This window comes from Salmonella sp. K21076, assembly GCF_039650795.1.
Classification (GTDB): domain Bacteria; phylum Pseudomonadota; class Gammaproteobacteria; order Enterobacterales; family Enterobacteriaceae; genus Salmonella; species Salmonella enterica.
This window is the reverse complement of record NZ_JBCLYA010000050.1, coordinates 205687-226157: the sequence shown is the minus strand read 5'-3', so window position 1 is coordinate 226157 and position 20471 is coordinate 205687. Positions and strand designations below refer to the sequence as shown.

The following is a 20471-nucleotide window of genomic DNA, read 5'->3' as shown; positions in this document are numbered from 1 at the left end:
ATGACTACACGCTATTTTTCTTCGCTGATTGAACAATCACTGTCGCGTTCTACGGAGGCGACGCTGAGTATTATGGGGGTGACCAACCCGAATCTTCGCGAGCATCTCACGCAACAAATGGCGGCCGATTGCGGGAAAGAAGGATCGTTTCTTGCCTCCCCCGTATTTGAACAGACATTTGGCTGGAAAGAGTCCAACAGCACAATGAAAGACCTTGCAACAAAACAAACGTTGCTAAGCAAGGAGGTGGTGGACTCGCTGGATAGTGAGGAAAATGGTCGTTATCGTTTTGGCTCTGACTGGAAACCTTTCACGCATCAGTTAGCCAGCTGGCAATCATTACTTGAGAAAAAACACTCAGTCGTGGTGACCAGCGGGACAGGCTCTGGCAAAACGGAATGCTTTATGGTCCCGGTACTGGAAGACCTCTATCGTGAGCTTCAGGTCAAGAACAAAAAACCGTTGATAGGTGTGAGAGCACTTTTTCTTTACCCACTGAATGCCCTGATTAATTCCCAGCGCGAGCGTTTAGATGCGTGGACCCGTAGTTTTGGTTCCGGAATTCGGTACTGTCTGTATAACGGTAACACAGAAGAATTGCACGCTTTGGTCAAAAGTGAGCAGGCAAACAGGCCTAATGAGGTTTTGTCACGAGAGAAGATGCGTGAAGAACCCGCCCCCATTTTAGTGACCAACGGTACCATGCTGGAATACATGATGGTTCGTCAGGTTGATGCACCGATTATTCAGAAATCAAAAGCTGAAAAATCATTACGCTGGATAGTTCTGGATGAAGCCCATACCTACGTTGGTTCTCAGGCCGCTGAGTTGGCTCTACAGCTCCGTCGCGTCATGACGGCATTTGGCGTCACGCCTGATGATGTTCGCTTTGTGGCGACGTCGGCCACCATTGCCGGAAGTGATGCTGAAAAGCAGCTGAAAAAATTCTTGTCTGAGCTGTCAGGAGTGCCACAGGAACGTATTGATGTTCTGGGCGGAAGCCGCGTTATTCCTGAGCTCGAACCCTGCAAACAATATTCTCTGTCACTGGATGAGATTGAGCATATCCCTGATTCGGAGAGTGAAGGGATCAGTCCGGAGCGTTATAGTGCGTTGACCCACTCTCCGGAAGCGCGCTGTTTACGCGAAATGCTGGTTAGCCAACCCCGACCAATGAAACTTGATACGCTGACCCAGCGTTTGAACGAGCTGACCAAACATCAGTACACGCAGCAGGATGTTTTACGCTGGATCGATCTTTGCTCTGGCACACTCCCTAATGCAAAGGATCCTGCATTTCTGAAAGTCAGAGCACATATTTTCCAGCGAAACACCCAGGGCATCTGGACATGTGTGGATAAGAACTGTGCAGCTAAAAAAAATACCGCGCTGGAAAAAAACTGGTCTTTTGGCAATGTGTATGTAAATCAGCGGCAAAACTGCGAGTGCGGCAGTCCCGTTTTTGAACTGGCATTCTGCAATGAGTGTAATGAACCGCATCTTCTTGCACGGGATAAAAAAGGCAAACTCGTACAGTGGGATAATAAAGGTGGAGATGAATTCTCCCTACAGGATGAAATTTCTGACGATTTTGAAACATCCGGAGAAAAGATTCAGAAGGATTTTGTATTCCAGTCGCCACAAATTATTGCTGCGGAATGTAATACGGAAGCTGGCTATATTATGCAGCGGCTCGATCGTCAGACCCGCAGTATCGGCGTGGTGAACCCGGACAGTATTCCGCTGGCAATTAATGATATCGAACAAATCTGTAGTGCCAGCAATTGTGGCTATAAAGGCGGAAAGGGTAAACAGCCCTTCCGAAGGGCGTTACTGGGCGGGCCTTTTTATGTCACCAATATTGTGCCTACGGTGCTGGAGTATTGTCAGGACTTCACTAGTGATGAAGGTAAAGATGGTGTCGGCCCGCTCTCTTTGCCTGGTCGAGGTCGTCGCCTGATTACCTTTACCGACAGTCGTCAGGGGACGGCGCGAATGGCAGTACGTATGCAGCAGGAAGCAGAGCGCAGCCGATTACGTGGTAGCGTAGTAGAAATTCTTGGCTGGCACCAACGAAAACAGCCAACGAGTGCTCCGAATGACCAGGCTGACGTGATGAAACTGGTTGCAAGGGTGACACAATACCGTGAAGAAGCCCGGGAGTATCGCGAGTGGGGAATGCCCGAGGAAGCAAAACTTTCTGAAGCTCAGGCCGAACGCCTTGAACAGGCAATCCAGACGGCGACGGGGGGAAAGGCTGCAACCATTTTAGTTTGCCGAACCTGGACGGAAATGGTCAATGATCTGAAAGAGAAAGCCGATATACAGGGACCAATTTTACAATATAACCATTATCTGAAGCCTGAAATTTTCACCGAAAATGGCGGCCCTTTGAAACTCGCCGAAATGCTGCTTTTCCGTGAGTTTATGCGACGCCCGAAACGAACCAACAGCCTGGAAACCCAGGGGCTGGTTCAGGTTGGCTATCAGGGGCTGGAGAAGGCAGGCTCACAGTGTTCCTACTCACTGGCAGGCTAAAGGCTTAACCCTTGATGACTGGCGCGATTTTCTGAAGGTGACGCTGGATTTCTATGTCAGAGAAAGCAACTACATCCAACTGGATGACGATCTAAGAAACTGGATCGGTAGCCGTTTCTCTTCCAAATTTGTCCGCAACCCAGATTCGAAAGAGCCAGATGACAACCAGGTTAAACGCTGGCCGCAAATTCGCCACGGTAATGTGACTCAGCGCCTGGTCAAGCTGTTGATTTTAGGGGCCAAATTTAACACCGTAAATACGGTAACTATTGATATTGTTAACGCCTGGCTGAAAGAAGCCTGGCTCCAGCTAACAGGATCTCTGGCGGTATTGAAGCCTGATGGAAACCGTTTTTATTTACCGAAAGAGCATCTGACATTCTCTCTGGTGCAAAAAGCACGCATTTGTCCAGTGACCAATAAATTACTGGCGACAACCTTCAAAGGTCTGACCCCCTATTTGCCCATGCATATCCAGTTCGAGCGACTGACGAGTGCACAGTACGACGCGTTTTTGGCTCAGGAAGTCACGCTGCCAGCGATCTGGGAACACGATCGCTCTCAGGATGATTATGTCGACGGGTTAACAAAAGTGCGTGACTGGGTAAGCCAGGATCCGCAAGTGCTACCATTACGCTCGCAAAACCTCTGGACGGACATTAACGATCGCGTGGTAGAAGGTGGATTTTACTACCGCACCGCAGAACACTCGGCACAGCAATCGTCGGAGCGCCTGCAAAGCTACGAAAGAATGTTTAAAAACGGGCAGCTTAACGTCCTTAACTGCTCAACCACGATGGAAATGGGTGTGGATATTGGCGGTATTTCTGCAGTGGTGATGAACAACGTTCCTCCGCATCCGGCCAACTATTTACAGCGAGCCGGGCGTGCCGGGCGTAGTAAAGAGTCACGCGCTATTTCGTACACCTTGTGCAAAGGGAACCCGCACGATCAGCAGGTTTTTGCTAATCCCCTCTGGCCGTTTGAGACGGTGATCCCGGCTCCAATGGTGGCAATGAACTCAGAGCGTCTGGTGCAGCGTCACGTCAATTCCCTGTTACTGTCAGAATACTTATGCCATGTGGTCGGTGAAACCGAAAAAGAGCGTACCAGCCTTAATAGCCAGTGGTTCTTTGGCGAAGAGCTCGACCAGTCGGTATGCAATCGTTTTAAAGCCTGGCTCGAACGTCCGACGCTGAGCATTGATAACGCGCTGGAGCGTCTGGTTAAAGGGACGGCATTGCACGGCGTTACGGCAGAAAAACTGCGGGATAAAACGCAGGAGGCTATTGCCGTCTTACAGACACGCTGGCTGGGGATCTTCCGCGATCTCGTGAAACAGGAAAGTGAATCGCAGCCCAATACGCCGTACCGCAGGCGACTGGAACTGGAGAAAAAACGGCATTGTGGTGAATACCTGTTACGCGATCTGGCGGCCCGAACTTTCCTACCCGGATATGGCTTCCCAACGGATGTTGTCACTTTTGATAACTTCACCATGGAAGATTATATCCGCGAGAAAACGCACAAAAGCCGTGATAAGAATGACCGGGAGGATAACGTTTCGCGTTATAAAGGGCTGCCTTCGCGCAACCTTTCCGTTGCGATCCGTGAGTATGCGCCGGGCGCGGAGATTATCCTTGATGGTCGGGTATTCCGCTCGGCCGGTGTTTCGCTGCACTGGCATAACCTTAACGCCGATACTAACGAAGCCCAGCGTCTGGACAGCGCCTGGCGTTGCCATAAATGCGGTACTTTAGGCTATGAGGAAGGTATTGGTGGCTCGGGGGATTTATTCTGTACCAATAGCGCGTGCGGGGAGCGGATCACGCTGGATAACCGACGTCAGGTATTACAGCCCGCCGGTTTTGTCACCGATGCCCATACTCCCGTTACGAACAACATTGAAACAATGAAATTCATCCCGGTGGTGCCTGCCTGGGTGTTTGTGAAAGCAGAACGCGTGCCACTGCCAAACCCGCTGATGGGTTTTATGGCGTCAGGCGCGGATGGTCATGTTTTCCAGCAGAGCATGGGCGAAGGTGGACACGGTTATGCGCTGTGCCTGAGCTGCGGCCGGGCGGAGTCAATGCTCAATGCCACCGATACGCCGAAATCGATGGAAGCGCATTATCCTCCGCGCCCCGGTAAATCTGATCGCGACAGCCAGAATCAGCGGATTATCTGCCCTGGCTCCACGGCGCTGAATAAGAATGTCACGCTGGGTGCGCTGGCGCGCACCGATGTGTTTGAACTCATTTTGCGCCGTCCGCAAAACGGGGAGTATATCCCCGATAATTCTGATGAAGGCCGTATTGTGGCCATGACGCTGGCGGTTGCACTACGTCGAGCGCTGGCCAGCGTGCTGGGGGTATCGGCGACAGAACTGGGCTATGCGGTGCGTCCGGTCAGACTGGATAATGAGCAATCGGTCCTGGCGGTGCAGCTTTACGACATTATCAGCGGCGGTGCGGGGTTTGCTTCCAGTGCGCCATTGCATATTGAAGCGGTCCTCAAAGGGATGGTGAAACAGCTGGGATGCCGCCACTGTGATACCGCCTGTAGCGAATGTCTGCTCGATTCGCAGACCCGCCACGATCACGATCAGCTGGATCGTAAAGCCGCGCAGGCCTGGCTGGGGGAGGATTTCAGTCACTATATCGGTTTGCCGGAGGCGGAAAAATTCTCCCTGGCCGACGCGCAGTATTGCCCAGGCAGCATTGAGGATGCTATCCGTCGTGCCATTAACGACGGGGCGCGCAAACTCACGTTGTGGATGAATGGGCCGCTTAACGAGTGGGATTTGTATGCCCGCCAGTTCCGAACGGCGATCCAGAACTATCGGCTGAAAGATGAGGTTGAGGTTACGCTGGTTGTGCCCGGTCATATTGAAGATCCGGAGCTTTTACAGGAGATTGCGCAGTTTGCCGCCATTGGTATGCAGCTTTGCCAGTCTGAGCTGAATACGGATACGCCGGTTGTCGCACAGGTAGCATTCAACGATCGCCTGATGATGTTGATTTCTCGCAGCCCAGAGGCCACCATCCCCGGCCCGAACTGGCATCTGAATAGCCAGATGGTTATTCGCAGCCATGCGTTTGAGCCGATAACGCTTAGTAAAGCAGAGCTATTATCCGATGCCGCAGGTAGCAGAGGCCTGGTCAACGATATTGAGATCCATAAGCAGCTTAATGGCCCGGTTTCTCAATTTGGTCAGCGTTTCTGGGGCGTGTTAACCGGGGCGCAGGAAGATATTCAGACGCTGCTGAAGGAAAACCAGGTGACGCGCATTCACTATAGCGATCGTTATCTGCAAAACCCGGTGGCGCTGGCGTTATTAGGCGGGCTGTTAAAACCGCTGAAATCGATCCTGGCGCAGGATGCGCAAGTGACGATTGATACGCTGTTTAAGAGTAAAGAGCGGCCAGGCAACAAGCCGTTCCATGACTGGATGAGTGAAGCGGATTTTCAGGATTTTGCCGACCAGTGGTTTGCGGCATCTATGGGCAGAGCCGTCGTGGTTAACACCGTTGGCTCGCCGCGTGATATTCCACACCATCGTAAACTGATGGTGACCTTCAGTAATGGTCAGGCGCTGAAGATCCGTTTTGACCAAGGGATGGGATACTGGCGCATCGTCTTTGCGCGAGCGTATCGCGATTTTGATTTTAACGATGATGTGGCTTTCCAGCTCGGGAATATGGCAAAAGCCTGCGTTGAAGGTCAGGTGGTCAACAGCGAGGAAAGTTGGGCAACCGATGTGCTGGTGCAGGTGATAGTCCCTTAATGCGAAACCGCTCCCGATTAAACATCGGGAGCGGCTAACATCAGGCGGTGGTGCGCTTGCCGGTAATCATGTCGATAATGACCCTGGCACAAATTCAGTACAGTGCTAAATCAGAGAGCTTCGTCTTTCCGGAGACTTCGGATAAATTCAGCCGGAGTCATGTCATTTAATGATGAATGCGTTCTCTCATGATTGTATTCCCTGCGCCAGTTGTCGGGTTTTTCCTGCGCATCTTCCAGTGACAGGAACCAGTGAATGTTCAGGCATTCATCCCGCAGACTGCCGTTAAATGGTTCAATAAACGGGTTATCTGTCGGCTTTCCGGGGCGCGAGAAGTCCATTGTGACGCCGTGTTCATACGCCCATTTATCCAGACTTTTTGAGATAAACTCGCTGCCGTTATCCGTCTGGATTCGTACCGGCAGCCGCTTATCCGGCACCCGCAGTGCCTCCATTATTCTGACCACATCCTCGCCTTTTAACGATTTTCCGGCATGGATCGCCAGGCATTCCCGACTAAAATTATCCACTACAGCCAGCGCCCGAAAACGCCGCCCGTTAAACAGATTATCTGACACAAAATCCATACTCCGGCACTGATCGACATGCGTCAGAACCGGGCGCTGATACAGTAAGCCTCCCGCAAAAATGTAACCGCCTGGCGCTTCTGAGCCGGCCTCAGAACTTTTGCTTCAGTACCTCCTGCAGCATCTCCTTGTCGAGACTCAGCTCAGCGACCAGCTTCTTCAGCCGCTGATTCTCATCCTCCAGTTGCCGCAGACGCCGCTGTTCCGTCACGCCCGGCCCGGCAAATTTTTTCTTCCAGTTGTAAAATGTGGCCTCAGAAATTCCCATCTTTCTGCAGACTTCCCCGACGCGGGTGCCGGTTTCAGCCTGTTTCAGGGCAAATGCAGTCTGTTCTTCGGTATAACGGGTCTTTTTCATGGCAATGCGCCTCTCTGTGAGATGGAAGAAAGACCGGAAACTTCAGTTTAGACTGGCACTGTTTACAGGGGGAAGGTCAGGGGAAGGTCATCAACCAGCTTCCCACCATCACCACAAACCAGAATAATTCCCTGAAAAAAGATGCGCTGAATGTTATGTTTTTCATCATCTTTCCACTGTCAGAATCCACCGCTGACACCGGCACCAACACCGGTCGGCTTCACGCGGCGAATTTTACTTCACCTTCCGCGCCGCCTCATCCTCAGGACGAAGCCGTGCGGGTGAAGCGGTAAAACAGATTCGGTTCACTGACTATCCACAGCGTGTCCCGGTCATCTGAGGCTATCCCCTCCGCCTGCGGGATATCCCTTCGCAGGCCACAGTGTCCCCGGCGCAGCGACATCACCTTCCTCCCGCCGTCCAGATCCGACACCACGACCACGGCAGATTCATGGGAAAGTACATACAGGAGCCCGTTGTTCCGGTCATAATGCAGACCGGAGATATCCTTCAGGAACCATGGCAGGGACGCCCGGTGTGTCAGCGAGTCACTCACCGACAGCGCATCAGGGCTCCGGTCCGTCACGTAAAGCCGCAGCGGTTTTTTCTCCTGCGCCACCATCAGGGCATGCTCTCCCCGTCCCCAGGCAAGGCCTTCAAAACCGGCATTGTCGCTGTGCCTGTTCACATCCAGCGTCAGGCTGTATGTTGCCGGCGGGAGGACGGTCGTGCTGCTGTCAATGCAGTGGGTGGTGAGCGTCCGCTCCCGCTCCCGGGACAGGGCATAGCGGTTCCCGCCGAGGTATTCGATGGCCTCAAAATCGTGGTCGCCGTCTGACGGTATCACCCGCAGCACGTTCCCTTCCGTGTCCAGCTCCACCACCGAGGAGGGGTGGTCGGTCACGGCAAACAGCGTTCTGCTGTCCGGGTTCCATGTCAGGCCGGAGAGGCCGCCGTGTATCCCGGTAATTTCTTTTTCTGCCGTGAGCTGCCATTCTGTTTCCTGCGGGTACCAGGACTCCGGGAAACACAGGGTGAGCACGCCGGCCGCCATCAGGAGAATGGCGGTCAGCAGTGCAGCTTTCTGGTTACATAAATATCTGAACATCGTGGTGGTGAAAGTTATGTTTTCTGTTACAGGGGAGACCGGACTTCACATCATGCCCCACGGCAGATAAGCCAGAGCATGGCCAAGACGCCGGTCAGAAAGCCGGAGATAAAGACGCTGGTCAGCAGCAGGAGAATCAGCGCGCGGAGCGGGGGGATATCTCCGGCCTGTATGGTGCCTTTATCATCAGTCGGCATCAGGGTTACCGGCCAGCAGTTTCCGGACCACCGCGGCATAACGGCTCCTGAAATCTTCGACGGAGAATGCACCGAAGGCGGCATTGTTGATATGGTAACGGCCACGGACATACACGGAAGGCGTCCCCCTCACGCCATATTCCTTAAACAACCGTTCCTGTAATGCCACCATGTCATTCACGGCGGGACTTTTTATACTTCTGTCATACTCCCCGCGACTGATACCGGTAGCAGACATAAACACCCGACGGACATCGTCCGGGGAATGCAGGCGTTTCTCCACCATGTCGGCCGTGAAGAAGGCCTTCTCGACCACGTCAGTTTCCTTCATCATCATGGCCAGCGCCCAGGCCTGTGTCAGCTCATGGCCGAGGGGGCCCAGCAGGCTGACATGGTACTTGATCATCCGGTCACCGTGCGGCAGTACGTGCCGGATGGCCCGGGCCACGCCCATCGTCTGTGAGAACGCATAGCAGGGCGGACAGTAAAAGAAAAATAGTTCCACCTCGGCGGGGGCATCAGCCACCAAGGGAGTTATGAACTCCCACTCCTGCGCAATCACAGGACGGGCGCGGCCAGGTAAAAAAAAAAGAAAATAATATTCCCCTCAGGAAAAACAGCTCCCGGGCATAATTCATCGTCACGGAAACACTCCATGGATAACAGATATACAGAATGAAAGGCCGCTTAACGGTACCGCCTGACAGCAGCAGTAAATCTTAATTCATCCGGCACGGTCATTAAGCCGGCAGCCGGAATATTCCGGTCATGAGTTTTCCAGAATAAAAAGCACTGACACACAAAAGACCATTGCCATTAATATGACGACGGCCAGACAGGCGTAATAAACGAATTTCATGAACATGATAAAATAACTTTCAGTGATACTTATCCAGCTTCCGACCCACATTCCGGGCCGCTCTCCTCCAGTGAATGACACCGGTTCAGGTCTGTATACAGTGTCACCATCCCCAGAAGCATCAGGGTTGGCAACAGGGTGGCATCATTCCTGACGCCGAGGCGCCTGAAAGCCAGGCCTTTCTGGGCTGAAATGGTTTTGACGCTGCGAAAACAGAGGGCAGCAATCTGCCCGCAGTTATAGCCCTGCAGCAGCAGTCGGATAACCCGCAGTTCAGCCGGACTCAGTCCGCCGTCGCTGTTAAATTCGATACAAAGCCGATCGTACCATATCCGGCTGATGTCCCCGTCTTCCGGGAAAGCGGTCAAAGCAGACGCCATAATCCGGGCGCTCCCTTTCCGGCATTTACTTTCTCAAGCACCCCGACAGCACGGAGTTGCTCAAGATATGAGCGGACCTGGTAGATACTGAGTCCGGCAGCATCAGCAATATCGCGGATTTTAACAGGCGCGTTGTCCGTACTCTGACGCTCCCGGATGATGGAGATGATGTTTGTAATGATGGATTCACCCATAAACGGCCCCACTCTTCAAGGTTAAAATAAATGTATTTACCACTACCACAAAATAATACTAATCCATTCTATAGCAACCTCATTACGATATGGTCAAACCAAGACGAAAAGTAAAAATATATGAATATTTTGATGGTTCATTTATGCGTATTCACTTTCATCAGAGTCACTCGAGTATTGGTTATGTATAAAGCCCTACCTTTAAGACGTCACATCAAAGGCATTTCAGTATCCCCATTCAACATTTATACGGAGTATTTAAAATCTTAGGAGATAGTCATATCTATTTTTATAGGTCCAATCAAGCCTGCCCGGACTGTACAGTACCGGCATTAAAAGAAATATCACATGGCTCTCCGTTGGATATAGATGAACACAATTAATTGAGCATAACGAAACAACAACTCCTATAAAGCACTTATAACAACCACACATGGCTTACACTGTATTTAGATATTTTAAAACATCATCTTCGGCTAATCATATCTAATAAAGTTATTTTTATATCATAAAACAATACCTACAATAATATAAAATCGGCTTCTGCAGTGAAGCGTAAAAATTAGGTGCAATTCCATGCTGAAAAAAAACGCCATAAAAATAAAACTATATCGTTATGCTATTTTACATTCGAAAAACTGTATTATTACCATTAAGAACAAGTCAAAGCCAGAGGAAATAAAAATAACTAGAGGCAACATAGCCTTAATAGAAAAAATATAGAAGCTGTTGTGGAAATTGAATATATGGATGATATTGAATCATTTGATATTATTACTTTACCAGATGAATTATTAAGTAGAGTTTTATGCTTATTTGAGGCTTCTAATTGCTCAGAAAGTTTATCACCAATACGCTACAGAACATTTAGCGATAAGGTTTTTATTATAACCGACAGTGGAATTAATGGAATTTTATTTGAATATTTAAAAAAGAGAAAAAATAACAACAACGATATTTATGAAATTGCCTGTTTATTTTCAAAAGTGAATAATATCGAGCAGCTATACACATCTCTGTGCATTTCAGTCTCACGTAGTTTTTCTGATATTGTTAGAAAAACAATAGATAATGACATTTCAACAAAATGGAGATTAAAAACATTATCCGAAAAACTAAATTTATCAGAAGTGACTATCAGAAAAAAACTTGAGAATGAAAATACTAATTTTTACAGAATCCTTCTAGATGCCAGGATGCAAAAAGCAGCGCGTTTGGTACTTGATAGCGACACACATATTAATAAAGTATCATATGCCGTAGGAATGTCAAGCGTATCATATTTCATTAAGTTATTTTCTGACTATTATGGTTTAACCCCAAAACAATTCCATCTAAAATATAAGCATAGAAATACAGGAGAAAAAGCTGTATTTATGCTTTATAATTAAGAGTTATAGGTGCGCCAATTTGCGCACCCTTTATTATAATTCAATTTCTGTCGCATATATGCTTATTAAATAGGTATCAACGGGAATGTTTCCATTCCCAAAATAATAAATATTAAATTCATTAGTAAAATCAGAATGAGATACCATACCAATACCTGAATTATCTGGTTGCCAGTCTTCTCCACCTATTCTTATCCTAAGCTTATGGGCTGAGTTATTCTGACCTCTAATAATATATGCCCCTGGGGTATTTTTAATTTTTTCTAAACTTGAACTAATGAGGATTTTTTTCCCTCTCTGTTAAATAGATGCCCCGTACCTATTATTTTATTACTTGTAATACGGTCATAAAAAACAGCCTCATTTATTTTAATCATTAATTTAAGTTCTTGTGCTTTAATAGTTGAGCTGAAAAAACCAGTAACAATCAGAAAAACAGAGACAATGAACTTAGGTATTGACGAATTATACTGATTCATTTGCACACTCCATTTAAAAAGCTAATCTGACCTTTGTTTTTATCGGGAAGAGAGTAAAAAACTGTACAAGTATCGGAGGGCTTATTCCCCCACGAAGCGATTAATTTTTGCACTCCTGACAATCCAGATACATATGCCTGACCATCTTCGCCAACAATAGATGTTGATTGGATTACTCCATCATTATTCTTAAGTGAAAGAACTGTGCTAAGAGCTAGTGGCTTTCCATTTGTTCTTGTAATTCTAATTAATGCATTAGTACCCACGCTTGTTTTATATACAGCTTTTACAATAGCACCTTCGGTAGGAACTACTTGAATATCAGTTTGCCTAATATCCGTATTTATTGGTAACGTTGTTGGATCTATAGATATGAAGTTATTCATATATGGAGTAAGATAACTGGATATTGTATAGCCTCTAAAATCGGTTCTAACACCTGGTAGGCCCAGAACTTTTGCCCCACTTACACCTTTAGCCTCGACCAGTGCAGCAGTATCCGATATACTCTGACCAAACGTAATTCCTGATGAATGAGCAATCACCCCACCAGAAACATTCATCCCAATATCACGATTTATTTCATTATGACTATAGTTTGCTCCGATCTCCCCATAAGTACCTCGCCAAGAAGCATTTAAAAATGTAGCCTTTTGATTTTTCGATTTATCTTCTATTTGCCCTCTTGCTTGCCATGTCAATTGGCTATCAAATGCCACACCAGTAATACCTAAATCATGATTCATATCATGCTTTGAAGAGGATGAGTTTTGATATGTAGCATACATTTCATGATTTGTAAGTTTTTGCAAAGGTACACTGAGTAGAAAACTGAATAAATCTTCATTTTCTTCACTAATCTTTGATGTACTTTTCGTATATGAAAGCGATAACGAAACACCATTTAAATTCTTCCCATAACTAGCAATTATTGATTTTTTACCTTCATGTTTCCAATATTTATCATAATTGTAGCTTAAGTTAACAGAACCCAGAGATCCTAATGCCTGACTTAATAACATAGAGGTTGTTGATTTCTTATTTTTATCGTAAAATTCATCATGCTCGCTACTATGAATTGCTTCAGAAAAAGTTCTATAATTTTTCGAATAATAGTAATGACTAGCCAAAGATACTTCGGTGTTTGTCTGAGCGATATTTTTATTGTATCTAATCCCATATGCATGACCATTTTCATTGGATGTATCAGTCTTCGAAACAGATGTTTTCCAGTCAAAAGACAGAGCACCATACTCACCAATATCTTTACTTGCGCCTATGGCGTATGAATTATAAATATTTGCCCATTGCACTCCACCAAATAAAGTAAACCCATAAGGCAGACCATATATATAAGTCCCTTCAAAAAAAACAGGATCGATATAATCATTGTTAACCTCCCTGTATCTACCAATAGTTACACTATATTTAGAATATCCATCAGGCAAAGATAATACAGGAGTTGAATATGGCACTGTATAGTTTTGGACCTGCCCATTTTTTTCATAAATGCTAACATCAAGAACCCCAACACCAACACCAACACCAACACCAACACCAACACCAAGATCAGCAATTTGTTCTCTACCTATCTCGAATTGCCCGGGGGGGACTGAAGTAGAATATATCAAGTATCCATTTTGTCTTACTTCTACAGTCGCATTGGTTTTCGCAATACCACGTATTGTTGGATAATATGTTCTCTGTGAGAAAGGTATCATACTTTCATCTTTATTTAAAGAAAAGCCTCTAAATGGTACGCTATCGAATAAATCTGCACTGGTATATTTGTCCCCAACTGTTAGTTTGCTCTTTATTTTTTTTAAACCTCGCTCAGCATAAATATATGCTGATTCAAATTTTTTTTCGCTTGACAAGTTTTGCCAAGATGATAGATTCCTTAGCCGCCAGGGACCAAAATTAAAACCAAGTTGAATTTGACCAAAGTATGAATCTTCTCCTCCAACCTTAGAATGCAAATAATTAGCTCTGTAATTTAAAAGAAAAGCGTTAATGCCATCATCCCAGATATTTTCATCAGCAATTTCACTGTCTATTGGAGATAGAATTTTAGATGGTGCATTTAAAAGCAAACTTTGGTTAGCCGCGTTATAAGTATATTTAAGAGGAGAATGCTCTAAGAGAACGCATTGTTCATTATCAAACTGCAACCCATGAAGCTCCTGGATGGCGATCCCATACTTTATAAGTTTTTCTTTTGTTAAGCATGGTTCTAGAGTCTGAGTCATTGATTTGAAATACAACTCAGTAGTTTCTTTTAACTGATTATTCAAATATACATCAACAACATAATTACCAGGAAGCGTTTCAACACTTAGAAAAGATGCATTCTCACCGGGAGGAAGACTCAAACTTCCATAGTCGAAATTATATTGTCTGGAGAAAACATTTCCAGAGTGAAATACACTGGTTAAAACAAATAGAGTAATTGTGGTTTTCTTCATTTGTTTACACCTTAAAATAATAATCTCTTATAATTTCAGCGCCGTTATCATCCAAAATAGTCAAAGTTATTTTACTATGTACTCCACCAGGTAATTGAGCATATCCAAATGGCTCAATATATCCATTTGGAATATTAAAACTTAAATTACCAGATTTAATATTTGCAATATTCACATATGATGATGTTGGATTCTTTATAACTATACTATTTCCTTTTCTCTCTAACTTTAATTTATCTGCAATCTCCATTGTCGTTAAGTCTATAGTTTTAGGCCTATAAATTAATTTAATACAACTATTCGTAACCACATTCACATTAAGATTCGTAGTTATGTTGTTTTTATTATTGCTTTCATTATCATTTAGTGGTGGGACTCCTTTTACACACAACCAATACAAAGACTCCTCATTTTTATTGAATAGATTACTTGTTGGTATTACCTTCAATCTTGTTCGCGCATTACTTTCAACTTTCAAAATAGGTGGTGTTACAATAAATGGAGCTTTTGATGATTTATCATCATTATATACTTGAGTTTGAACAAGGATTGGATATTCTTTTTCATTCATAATCCAAAAACTTGTTGATGGAGCATCTTCTTTATAAATAACACGTGTAGTGCCCAATCTTAGGCCATAATATTTTTGTGTTAATAATGGTTGCTCAATTTTTTTACTTTCCGAAGAAGCAATTGGAAGGTAGCAAAAAAAGAAAAAGATAACAGTTATACGTATACATTTATTCAAAATATACATAATCCCTCTTTAAGTTTTTGCATGGAAGCATAAAACCTATCTATTCAAAATAGATATTTTTAAAATAATAAAATTATCCAAATGCCCTCATATTGAGGGCATTTATAAAGTTTAAATTAAATTAGTTTTGATACTGCTGAACGTAGAAGGTCGCAGTGAAAGTACCTGCTGGCAGGGTCGATTTACCAAAGGTTGTGACAGGGACATTTAGCGTTTCTTGAGAGCTGGCAACTCGCCAACCTGCAAGCCCGTCAATTCCAGTATTTGCTTGGTCATTAATATTGGCTCCCTGAATATACCCACGGAAAACAGGCTGTCCTTGTCCATCAACGAACGGGACAGTGGCTACACCACCAGATACCGAAGCCCCTTACCTGCAATAGATACTGAGTTATGTGGACCAGTAGCAGTAATGCTGAGAGTACCAACTTTCTGACCAGCAGCAACATCAGGCCCTGTAAAGCCAGGATCCTGACTCCAGTTGGCTGATGTTGTATTCTGAGCTGCAATAGTAACCGCTGCCTGAACCTCTGCTTTGTTACCAACAAAGCCAGCTGCGTGGGCACTGCCACATGCAATTAAAGCAAGAACTGCTACTGCAGATGCTGATTTACGCATATTACAAAATCTCCAAAAATCAACTATTAGCATTCGCACAATTTATCTGTGCGGATGCTAATATACTCACGCCATTTTAAAAATTTAAGCAAAAAACAAGGATCACTATTTTTTTATCTTTACACGCCCCCCCCATTAATAAGCGAATGATCCATTAATACTTTTTGTGGAATATCTAATATCCACATGTTTAAAAAATTTCATATCAACCCTTTATTTAAAAAGCATAAACAAAAAAATACATCCAAATAAAAATGTTTATGTTATTTATTGAGAGAATGGGTTGTCTGATCTTACCCAGCAAGAGTGGACATGCGACTAAGTGAGTAAACTCTCAAGAAAGAGGTGTCTCACATGACAAAAGCAGCATCAACCACCAAAAAGCCATGCAAGCAACATACGCCTGAATTTCGCGACGAAGCCTTGAAACTGGCTAACGCATTGGGATGGCTGCGGCTACCAGCGAGCTTAACCTGTATGAATCGCAGCTCTACAACTGGCGAAGAAAACAGCAAAATCAGCTCTCTTCTTCTGAACGCGAATAGGAGATGTCCGCAGAGATCGTCCGTCTGAAGCATCAACTGGCAGAACGGGATGAGGAACTGACTATTCTCCAGAAGGTCGCGACATACTTCGCGAAACGCCTGAAATGAAGTATGTCTTCATCGAAAAACATCAGGCTGAGTTCAGTATCAAAGCCATGTGCCGTGTACTTCAGGTTGCCCGTAGTGGCTGGTACGTCTGGCATCAGCGTCGTCATCAGATAAACCAGCGTCAGCAGTTCCGCCTTGTCTGTGATAACGTCGCCCGGGAGGCATTCAGTGACGCAAACAGCGCTATGGTGCGCCACGCCTGACGGATGAGCTTCGTGCTCAGGGACGGGTGTATACCGTAGCGGCCAGCCTGCGCCGGCAGGCGCTGCGGGCGAAAGCTTCACGGAAGATCAGTCCAGTCAGTTACCGCGAACATGGTCTGCCAGTCCAGAGAATCTGCTGAAGCAGGACTTTTACGTCAGTGGCCCGAATCAGAAATGGGTGGGTGACATCATGTATCTTCGCACCGGTGAAGGCTGGCTTTATCTGGCCGTGGTTATTGACCTGTGGCCGCAGTCAGCCACTGGCTGGTCTATGTCCTCGCGGATGACGGCACAGTTTGCCTGCGATGCATTACACATAGCGCTGTGGCGGCGTAAACGACCGGAAAAGTCACCATATATACAGACAGAGGCAGTAAGTACTGTTCAGCGGATTACCAGAGCTTACTGAAACGGCATAATCTGCGGGGCAGGATGAGCGCCAGAGGCTGTTGTTACGATAATGCCTGTGCGGAAAGCTTCTTCCACACGCTGAAGGTGGAATGTATGCATGGAGAGGACTTTGCCAGCCGGGAAATAATGCGGGCAGCAGTGTTTAATTATATTGAGTGCGATTACAATCGCTGGCGTCGCCACAGTGCCTGTGGCGGTCTCAGTCCGGAACAATTTGAAAACCAGAACCGCGCTTAAGGTTGTATCCCTATTACGCGGGTAGGATCAGTTTACCCCCGAAACGGTATTGGAGTTGCCAGTATTTTGAACCATTGGGGTTGATCAGCAGGTGCATACCCTGCCCATCTGTGAGTTTGAAGGGTTTGTCGGAGGGCTTGGTAGTCCTAACTTTGATATCGGTGAGAGCCATCAGTTGATACCTCCAGTGTTGGTACCAAAATCAATCGAACCGGGAATACCATCAGTTATACCATCATCGGTTGGTATATGTTCAAGGAATTGAGTAGACGTGAACAGACTAAGCCAAGTCAGAAATTCGCTTAACTTACTGTTTTTGTGGATTAAAGTAGACGTTAGTAGACTTGAAAAAAGCTTTGTATGGTGCGAAGGCCGGACTCAAAACACAACATAATAAATTGAAAATAAAGGAAATAAAGAAGAACACATGTTCATGTGCCCCCTTTTGTGCCCCCATGGCTTTTTAAGCCCCTTAAGTTCACAACTGATTGGTATTAAAAAGGAAATTGTTATTTTCCCCATCGGTTAGGTTCCGATATACGGATCCTAACCGGGGTAATATTGAACATCAGTAAAATTCTTTTTTTCCATATAACTGTTCACACTGTTCACCTCTTCACTTTTCTTTTTAATATCATGGTGATAAGTGGTGATGAGTTGGTGAAGAGTGAACAATCGACTCTTCACATTTGTGATTTTTGCTCGTCCTGGATGCGCCTGGTCAGGCGATGCGCAGGGTGATAAAAAGTTTTTTCAGGTTTTATTGTTCACACTGTTCACCTCTGGTTTTTTATCAATAATTTCATGGTGATACAGGGTGAATATACGGTGAAGGGTGAACAGTGGAGTGTTCACCCTGTGGCAATGTCCAGAAAGAAAAAGACCGGCTGTTGCCGGTCTGGAGTTGGTTATGTTGCTGCGGGTTCCTCGCATTTCGGCAGCCAGTCGCCGTAGCTTTCCTCTTTCAGCGACAGATTGGTTTGTATCCCCTGCTTTGTGTGCCGCTTCTCATAATTCAGGCCGTATTCTTTCAGCATCATGGGCAGCCCCAGCCCGAACATTTTCAGGCTGAGCACGTTCCTGTACCCGTTAGCCTCCATATAGGCCAGATACGCGTGATAAAGATATTTACGGTAATTACGCGGGATAATACTGGCATTACCCATAAACATCCCGTTGGTCTGCGGGAGCATTTCCAGATAGCCGCAAAAATCAAACGTCGGGTCAGCATCGCGCTTGATACTGAGTGCCTCGTCGGAGTTCTGCTGTGACTGGAGCAGTGTGCGCGCTGTCATCGGGTCGCTGAACTTCTGCATAAGCTGACGCACAATGATGGCCAGCTCGCGCGCAATTTTATCCCTGAGCTGCGGGTCGCGTTCCTCCGGGGCAATCTGCTCCGGGAAGTGAATAATCACCCGGCGGCGCGATACACCACCGCTGCGGTCGGTAAAGCGCATCGGGTTATTGTTCACGGCCAGAATCACCGCTGGAATATGGGTGGAGTACGCATCCTTGTATTTCGGGTCAACGGAGACCGCATCCCCGCCGGTGATGGCCTTGAGTCCTGCCCCGTCACCGCTCCATTTTTCCTGGTCAGGCAGTCGTATCAGAGAGAAGCCAATCAGCGCAGCGCGTTCGCGGGGTGATTCCAGCGTTTCGATGGTGGCCGACGTGGCGTTATCTTCCCCGGCAAGCATGGTCGCAATTTCGGCCAGAATACTTTTTCCGCTCCCGCCGGGGCCGGTGACTTCGAGAAAGAGCTGCCAGTCGTAACGGTTCGCCAGAACCATAAACAGCGCGGCCAGAATCACATCGCGTTTTTCCGGTTTGCCACCGGCAGCGCGGTCAAGCCAGCGCCAGAAATGAGGGGCGTGGGTTTCCAGCGTTTCGCCCTCCACCGGTGAGGTGAAATCAACATCACATAGCGTGCGCAGCCAGTGCGATTTGTGGTGCGGGCTGAAAGTGCCGGTGGCGGTATCGAGTACCCCGTTACGAAAACCAATCAGACGGCGCGCCGGTGCGTCCTGCTGCGGAATAATCAGTTTCAGGGTCTCCACCACTGAGGCAATTTTCCCCGACGAGAACGGGGCGCGCAGACGCTGAAACAACCCGGCCACGTCGCGGGCAAAATCCGACGGGGGAATGATTTTCCATATTCCTGCCTCATATCGGGACAGGAGCTGGCCGTTCGCATCCACGGCCAGCGCTTCGCCGTAATGTTCATGCACCCGCATTGCCTTTTCACTGGTGCTCATGGCGGTAAATTCCGCTTCGCTCATGGTAGTGAAAGGGCTGTCAGCCGGAGGCCGGATGGCGTCATAAATGGCTTTCCGCGTGGCCTCTTCACCTTTCTGCATAAACGCATCATTCCAGTCACCGAACACCGGCGGCAGGGCGACAATGCCCTCGCAGGCGTCTGCGGCCGCAGCGGCTTTACTCTGGCCGTTGCCGTTAAGGTCACGGTCGGCGGCGAGGACAATCTGACAGGCCGGGTGTTTCTGACGGGCAAGGCTCGCCAGAGAAAGTAGGTTCACGGAGGACAGCGCCACCATGACGGTTTCCCCGGTCAGGTGATGTACGGTGAGCGCGGTCGCATAGCCCTCCGCAACCCACAGGCGTTTTCCCGCCTGTTTTTCCCTTCGATGGTGTGACACGCTCCTTTTACCGCCCCGCCTTTCAGGGTGCGTTTGAGACCGTCAGAATTAATAAGCTGAACGTTAACCAGCGCCCCGGCATTGTCATACAGCGGGACAACCATATCACCGGCGCGGAACGTCACGCCGCCGGTTTTGTGTGTGGCCGTCAGCATGACACACTCATGACTGGGGAATCCCTTGCGGGTGAGGTAGGCGTTGCCGCTGGCCGGTCGGGTTTTCTCCATGAGCTTTACGGCCAGCGCGGCCGCCGCTTTGCGGTCAGCCTCCGTTTCTGCTTCTGCGGCCGCAATCACTTCCAGGGCAACCGGCGGCAGGTTGCCGGTCACGGCATCCACCTTTCCGGCGGCCTCGGAGGCCGACACGCCAAATACCTTCTCAACCAGCTTAAGCCCGTCACCCGCGCCGCACTGGTTGCAGAACCACGTCCCGCGTCCCTCTTTATCGTCAAAGCGGAAACGGTCAGAGCCGCCGCACACCGGACAGGCCTGATGGCGGTTTTTAATCACCTTCACACCCAGCGCCGGGAGAATACGCGACCAGTGGCCGCAGGCTTGTTTTACCGTTTCCGTTACGTTCATTTTCATGTTTATTT

At 47.3% G+C, this 20471-nt stretch carries 9 protein-coding genes and 7 pseudogenes; 3 read left to right on the top strand and 13 right to left on the bottom strand.

From position 1 onward, the window contains the following. Positions 1 to 6325: pseudogene (locus tag AAYN39_RS20000) on the top strand (DEAD/DEAH box helicase). A gap of 110 nt (positions 6326 to 6435) precedes the next feature. Here AAYN39_RS20000 and AAYN39_RS19995 read toward each other — a convergent pair. From AAYN39_RS19995 to pefI, 6 genes and pseudogenes are all read right to left on the bottom strand, one after another. Continuing rightward, a pseudogene (locus AAYN39_RS19995) lies at positions 6436 to 7270 on the bottom strand (IS3 family transposase). Between the two features lie 262 nt (positions 7271 to 7532). Continuing rightward, complete coding sequence (locus AAYN39_RS19990; RefSeq protein ID WP_000490324.1) at positions 7533 to 8378, bottom strand: YjiK family protein; 846 nt, start codon at positions 8376 to 8378, stop codon at positions 7533 to 7535. A 50-nt stretch (positions 8379 to 8428) separates the two neighbouring features. Then, entirely contained in the window at positions 8429 to 8575 is a 147-nt protein-coding gene (locus AAYN39_RS19985) for a hypothetical protein (RefSeq protein ID WP_001141719.1), read from the bottom strand. After that, positions 8565 to 9219: pseudogene (locus AAYN39_RS19980) on the bottom strand (DsbA family protein). The gene AAYN39_RS19985 and the pseudogene AAYN39_RS19980 overlap by 11 nt, the downstream one beginning before the upstream one ends. A gap of 244 nt (positions 9220 to 9463) precedes the next feature. Then, positions 9464 to 9814, bottom strand: a complete 351-nt coding sequence (locus AAYN39_RS19975) for a helix-turn-helix transcriptional regulator (RefSeq protein WP_000135400.1) — start codon at positions 9812 to 9814, stop codon at positions 9464 to 9466. After that, entirely contained in the window at positions 9799 to 10008 is a 210-nt protein-coding gene (gene pefI / locus AAYN39_RS19970; RefSeq protein ID WP_000504713.1) for a transcriptional regulator PefI, read from the bottom strand. Before pefI ends, AAYN39_RS19975 begins: the two co-directional genes overlap by 16 nt. Positions 10009 to 10754: 746 nt before the next feature. Here pefI and AAYN39_RS19965 point away from each other — a divergent pair. Beyond that, complete coding sequence (locus AAYN39_RS19965) at positions 10755 to 11399, top strand: AraC family transcriptional regulator (RefSeq protein ID WP_001681529.1); 645 nt, start codon at positions 10755 to 10757, stop codon at positions 11397 to 11399. 33 nt (positions 11400 to 11432) lie between these two features. Here AAYN39_RS19965 and afaD read toward each other — a convergent pair whose 3' ends face one another. From afaD to AAYN39_RS19940, 5 genes and pseudogenes are all read right to left on the bottom strand, one after another. Beyond that, positions 11433 to 11630 (bottom strand): AfaD family invasin, encoded by a 198-nt coding sequence (gene afaD, locus AAYN39_RS19960; protein ID WP_230374043.1) that lies wholly within the window; start codon positions 11628 to 11630, stop codon positions 11433 to 11435. 32 nt (positions 11631 to 11662) lie between these two features. Beyond that, positions 11663 to 11878, bottom strand: coding sequence for a hypothetical protein (locus tag AAYN39_RS19955; protein WP_001077814.1), 216 nt, complete (start codon positions 11876 to 11878; stop codon positions 11663 to 11665). Further along, positions 11875 to 14343, bottom strand: coding sequence for an SEF14/SEF18 fimbria usher protein SefC (gene sefC / locus AAYN39_RS19950; protein ID WP_048668082.1), 2469 nt, complete (start codon positions 14341 to 14343; stop codon positions 11875 to 11877). Before sefC ends, AAYN39_RS19955 begins: the two co-directional genes overlap by 4 nt. Positions 14344 to 14347: 4 nt before the next feature. After that, positions 14348 to 15100: an SEF14/SEF18 fimbria chaperone SefB gene (gene sefB, locus AAYN39_RS19945; RefSeq protein ID WP_001772663.1), complete on the bottom strand. Its 753-nt coding sequence runs from the start codon at positions 15098 to 15100 to the stop codon at positions 14348 to 14350. A 184-nt stretch (positions 15101 to 15284) separates the two neighbouring features. Continuing rightward, positions 15285 to 15718, bottom strand: a pseudogene (locus tag AAYN39_RS19940) (CD15/CS22/SEF14 family fimbrial major subunit); the annotation flags it as partial. A 354-nt stretch (positions 15719 to 16072) separates the two neighbouring features. On the opposite strand from AAYN39_RS19940, the pseudogene AAYN39_RS19935 reads away from it, so the two are divergent. Continuing rightward, positions 16073 to 17222, top strand: a pseudogene (locus tag AAYN39_RS19935) (IS3 family transposase). A 31-nt stretch (positions 17223 to 17253) separates the two neighbouring features. Here the strand turns inward: AAYN39_RS19935 and AAYN39_RS19930 are convergent. Both AAYN39_RS19930 and AAYN39_RS19925 read right to left on the bottom strand, forming a co-directional pair. Next, positions 17254 to 17394 (bottom strand): annotated as a pseudogene (locus AAYN39_RS19930) (Arm DNA-binding domain-containing protein); the annotation flags it as partial. A gap of 736 nt (positions 17395 to 18130) precedes the next feature. After that, a pseudogene (locus AAYN39_RS19925) lies at positions 18131 to 20463 on the bottom strand (primase-helicase zinc-binding domain-containing protein). Between the last annotated feature and the right edge of the window lie 8 nt (positions 20464 to 20471).

Excerpts from the sequence above, each read along its gene's own strand:
- sefB (WP_001772663.1), bottom strand. The coding sequence starts at position 15,100 with ATGTATATTTTGAATAAATGTATACGTATAACTGTTATCTTTTTCTTT.
- AAYN39_RS19955 (WP_001077814.1), bottom strand. The coding sequence starts at position 11,878 with ATGAATCAGTATAATTCGTCAATACCTAAGTTCATTGTCTCTGTTTTT.
- AAYN39_RS19965 (WP_001681529.1), top strand. The coding sequence starts at position 10,755 with ATGGATGATATTGAATCATTTGATATTATTACTTTACCAGATGAATTA.
- AAYN39_RS19990 (WP_000490324.1), bottom strand. The coding sequence starts at position 8,378 with ATGTTCAGATATTTATGTAACCAGAAAGCTGCACTGCTGACCGCCATT.
- AAYN39_RS19985 (WP_001141719.1), bottom strand. The coding sequence starts at position 8,575 with ATGCCGACTGATGATAAAGGCACCATACAGGCCGGAGATATCCCCCCG.
- pefI (WP_000504713.1), bottom strand. The coding sequence starts at position 10,008 with ATGGGTGAATCCATCATTACAAACATCATCTCCATCATCCGGGAGCGT.
- sefC (WP_048668082.1), bottom strand. The coding sequence starts at position 14,343 with ATGAAGAAAACCACAATTACTCTATTTGTTTTAACCAGTGTATTTCAC.
- AAYN39_RS19975 (WP_000135400.1), bottom strand. The coding sequence starts at position 9,814 with ATGGCGTCTGCTTTGACCGCTTTCCCGGAAGACGGGGACATCAGCCGG.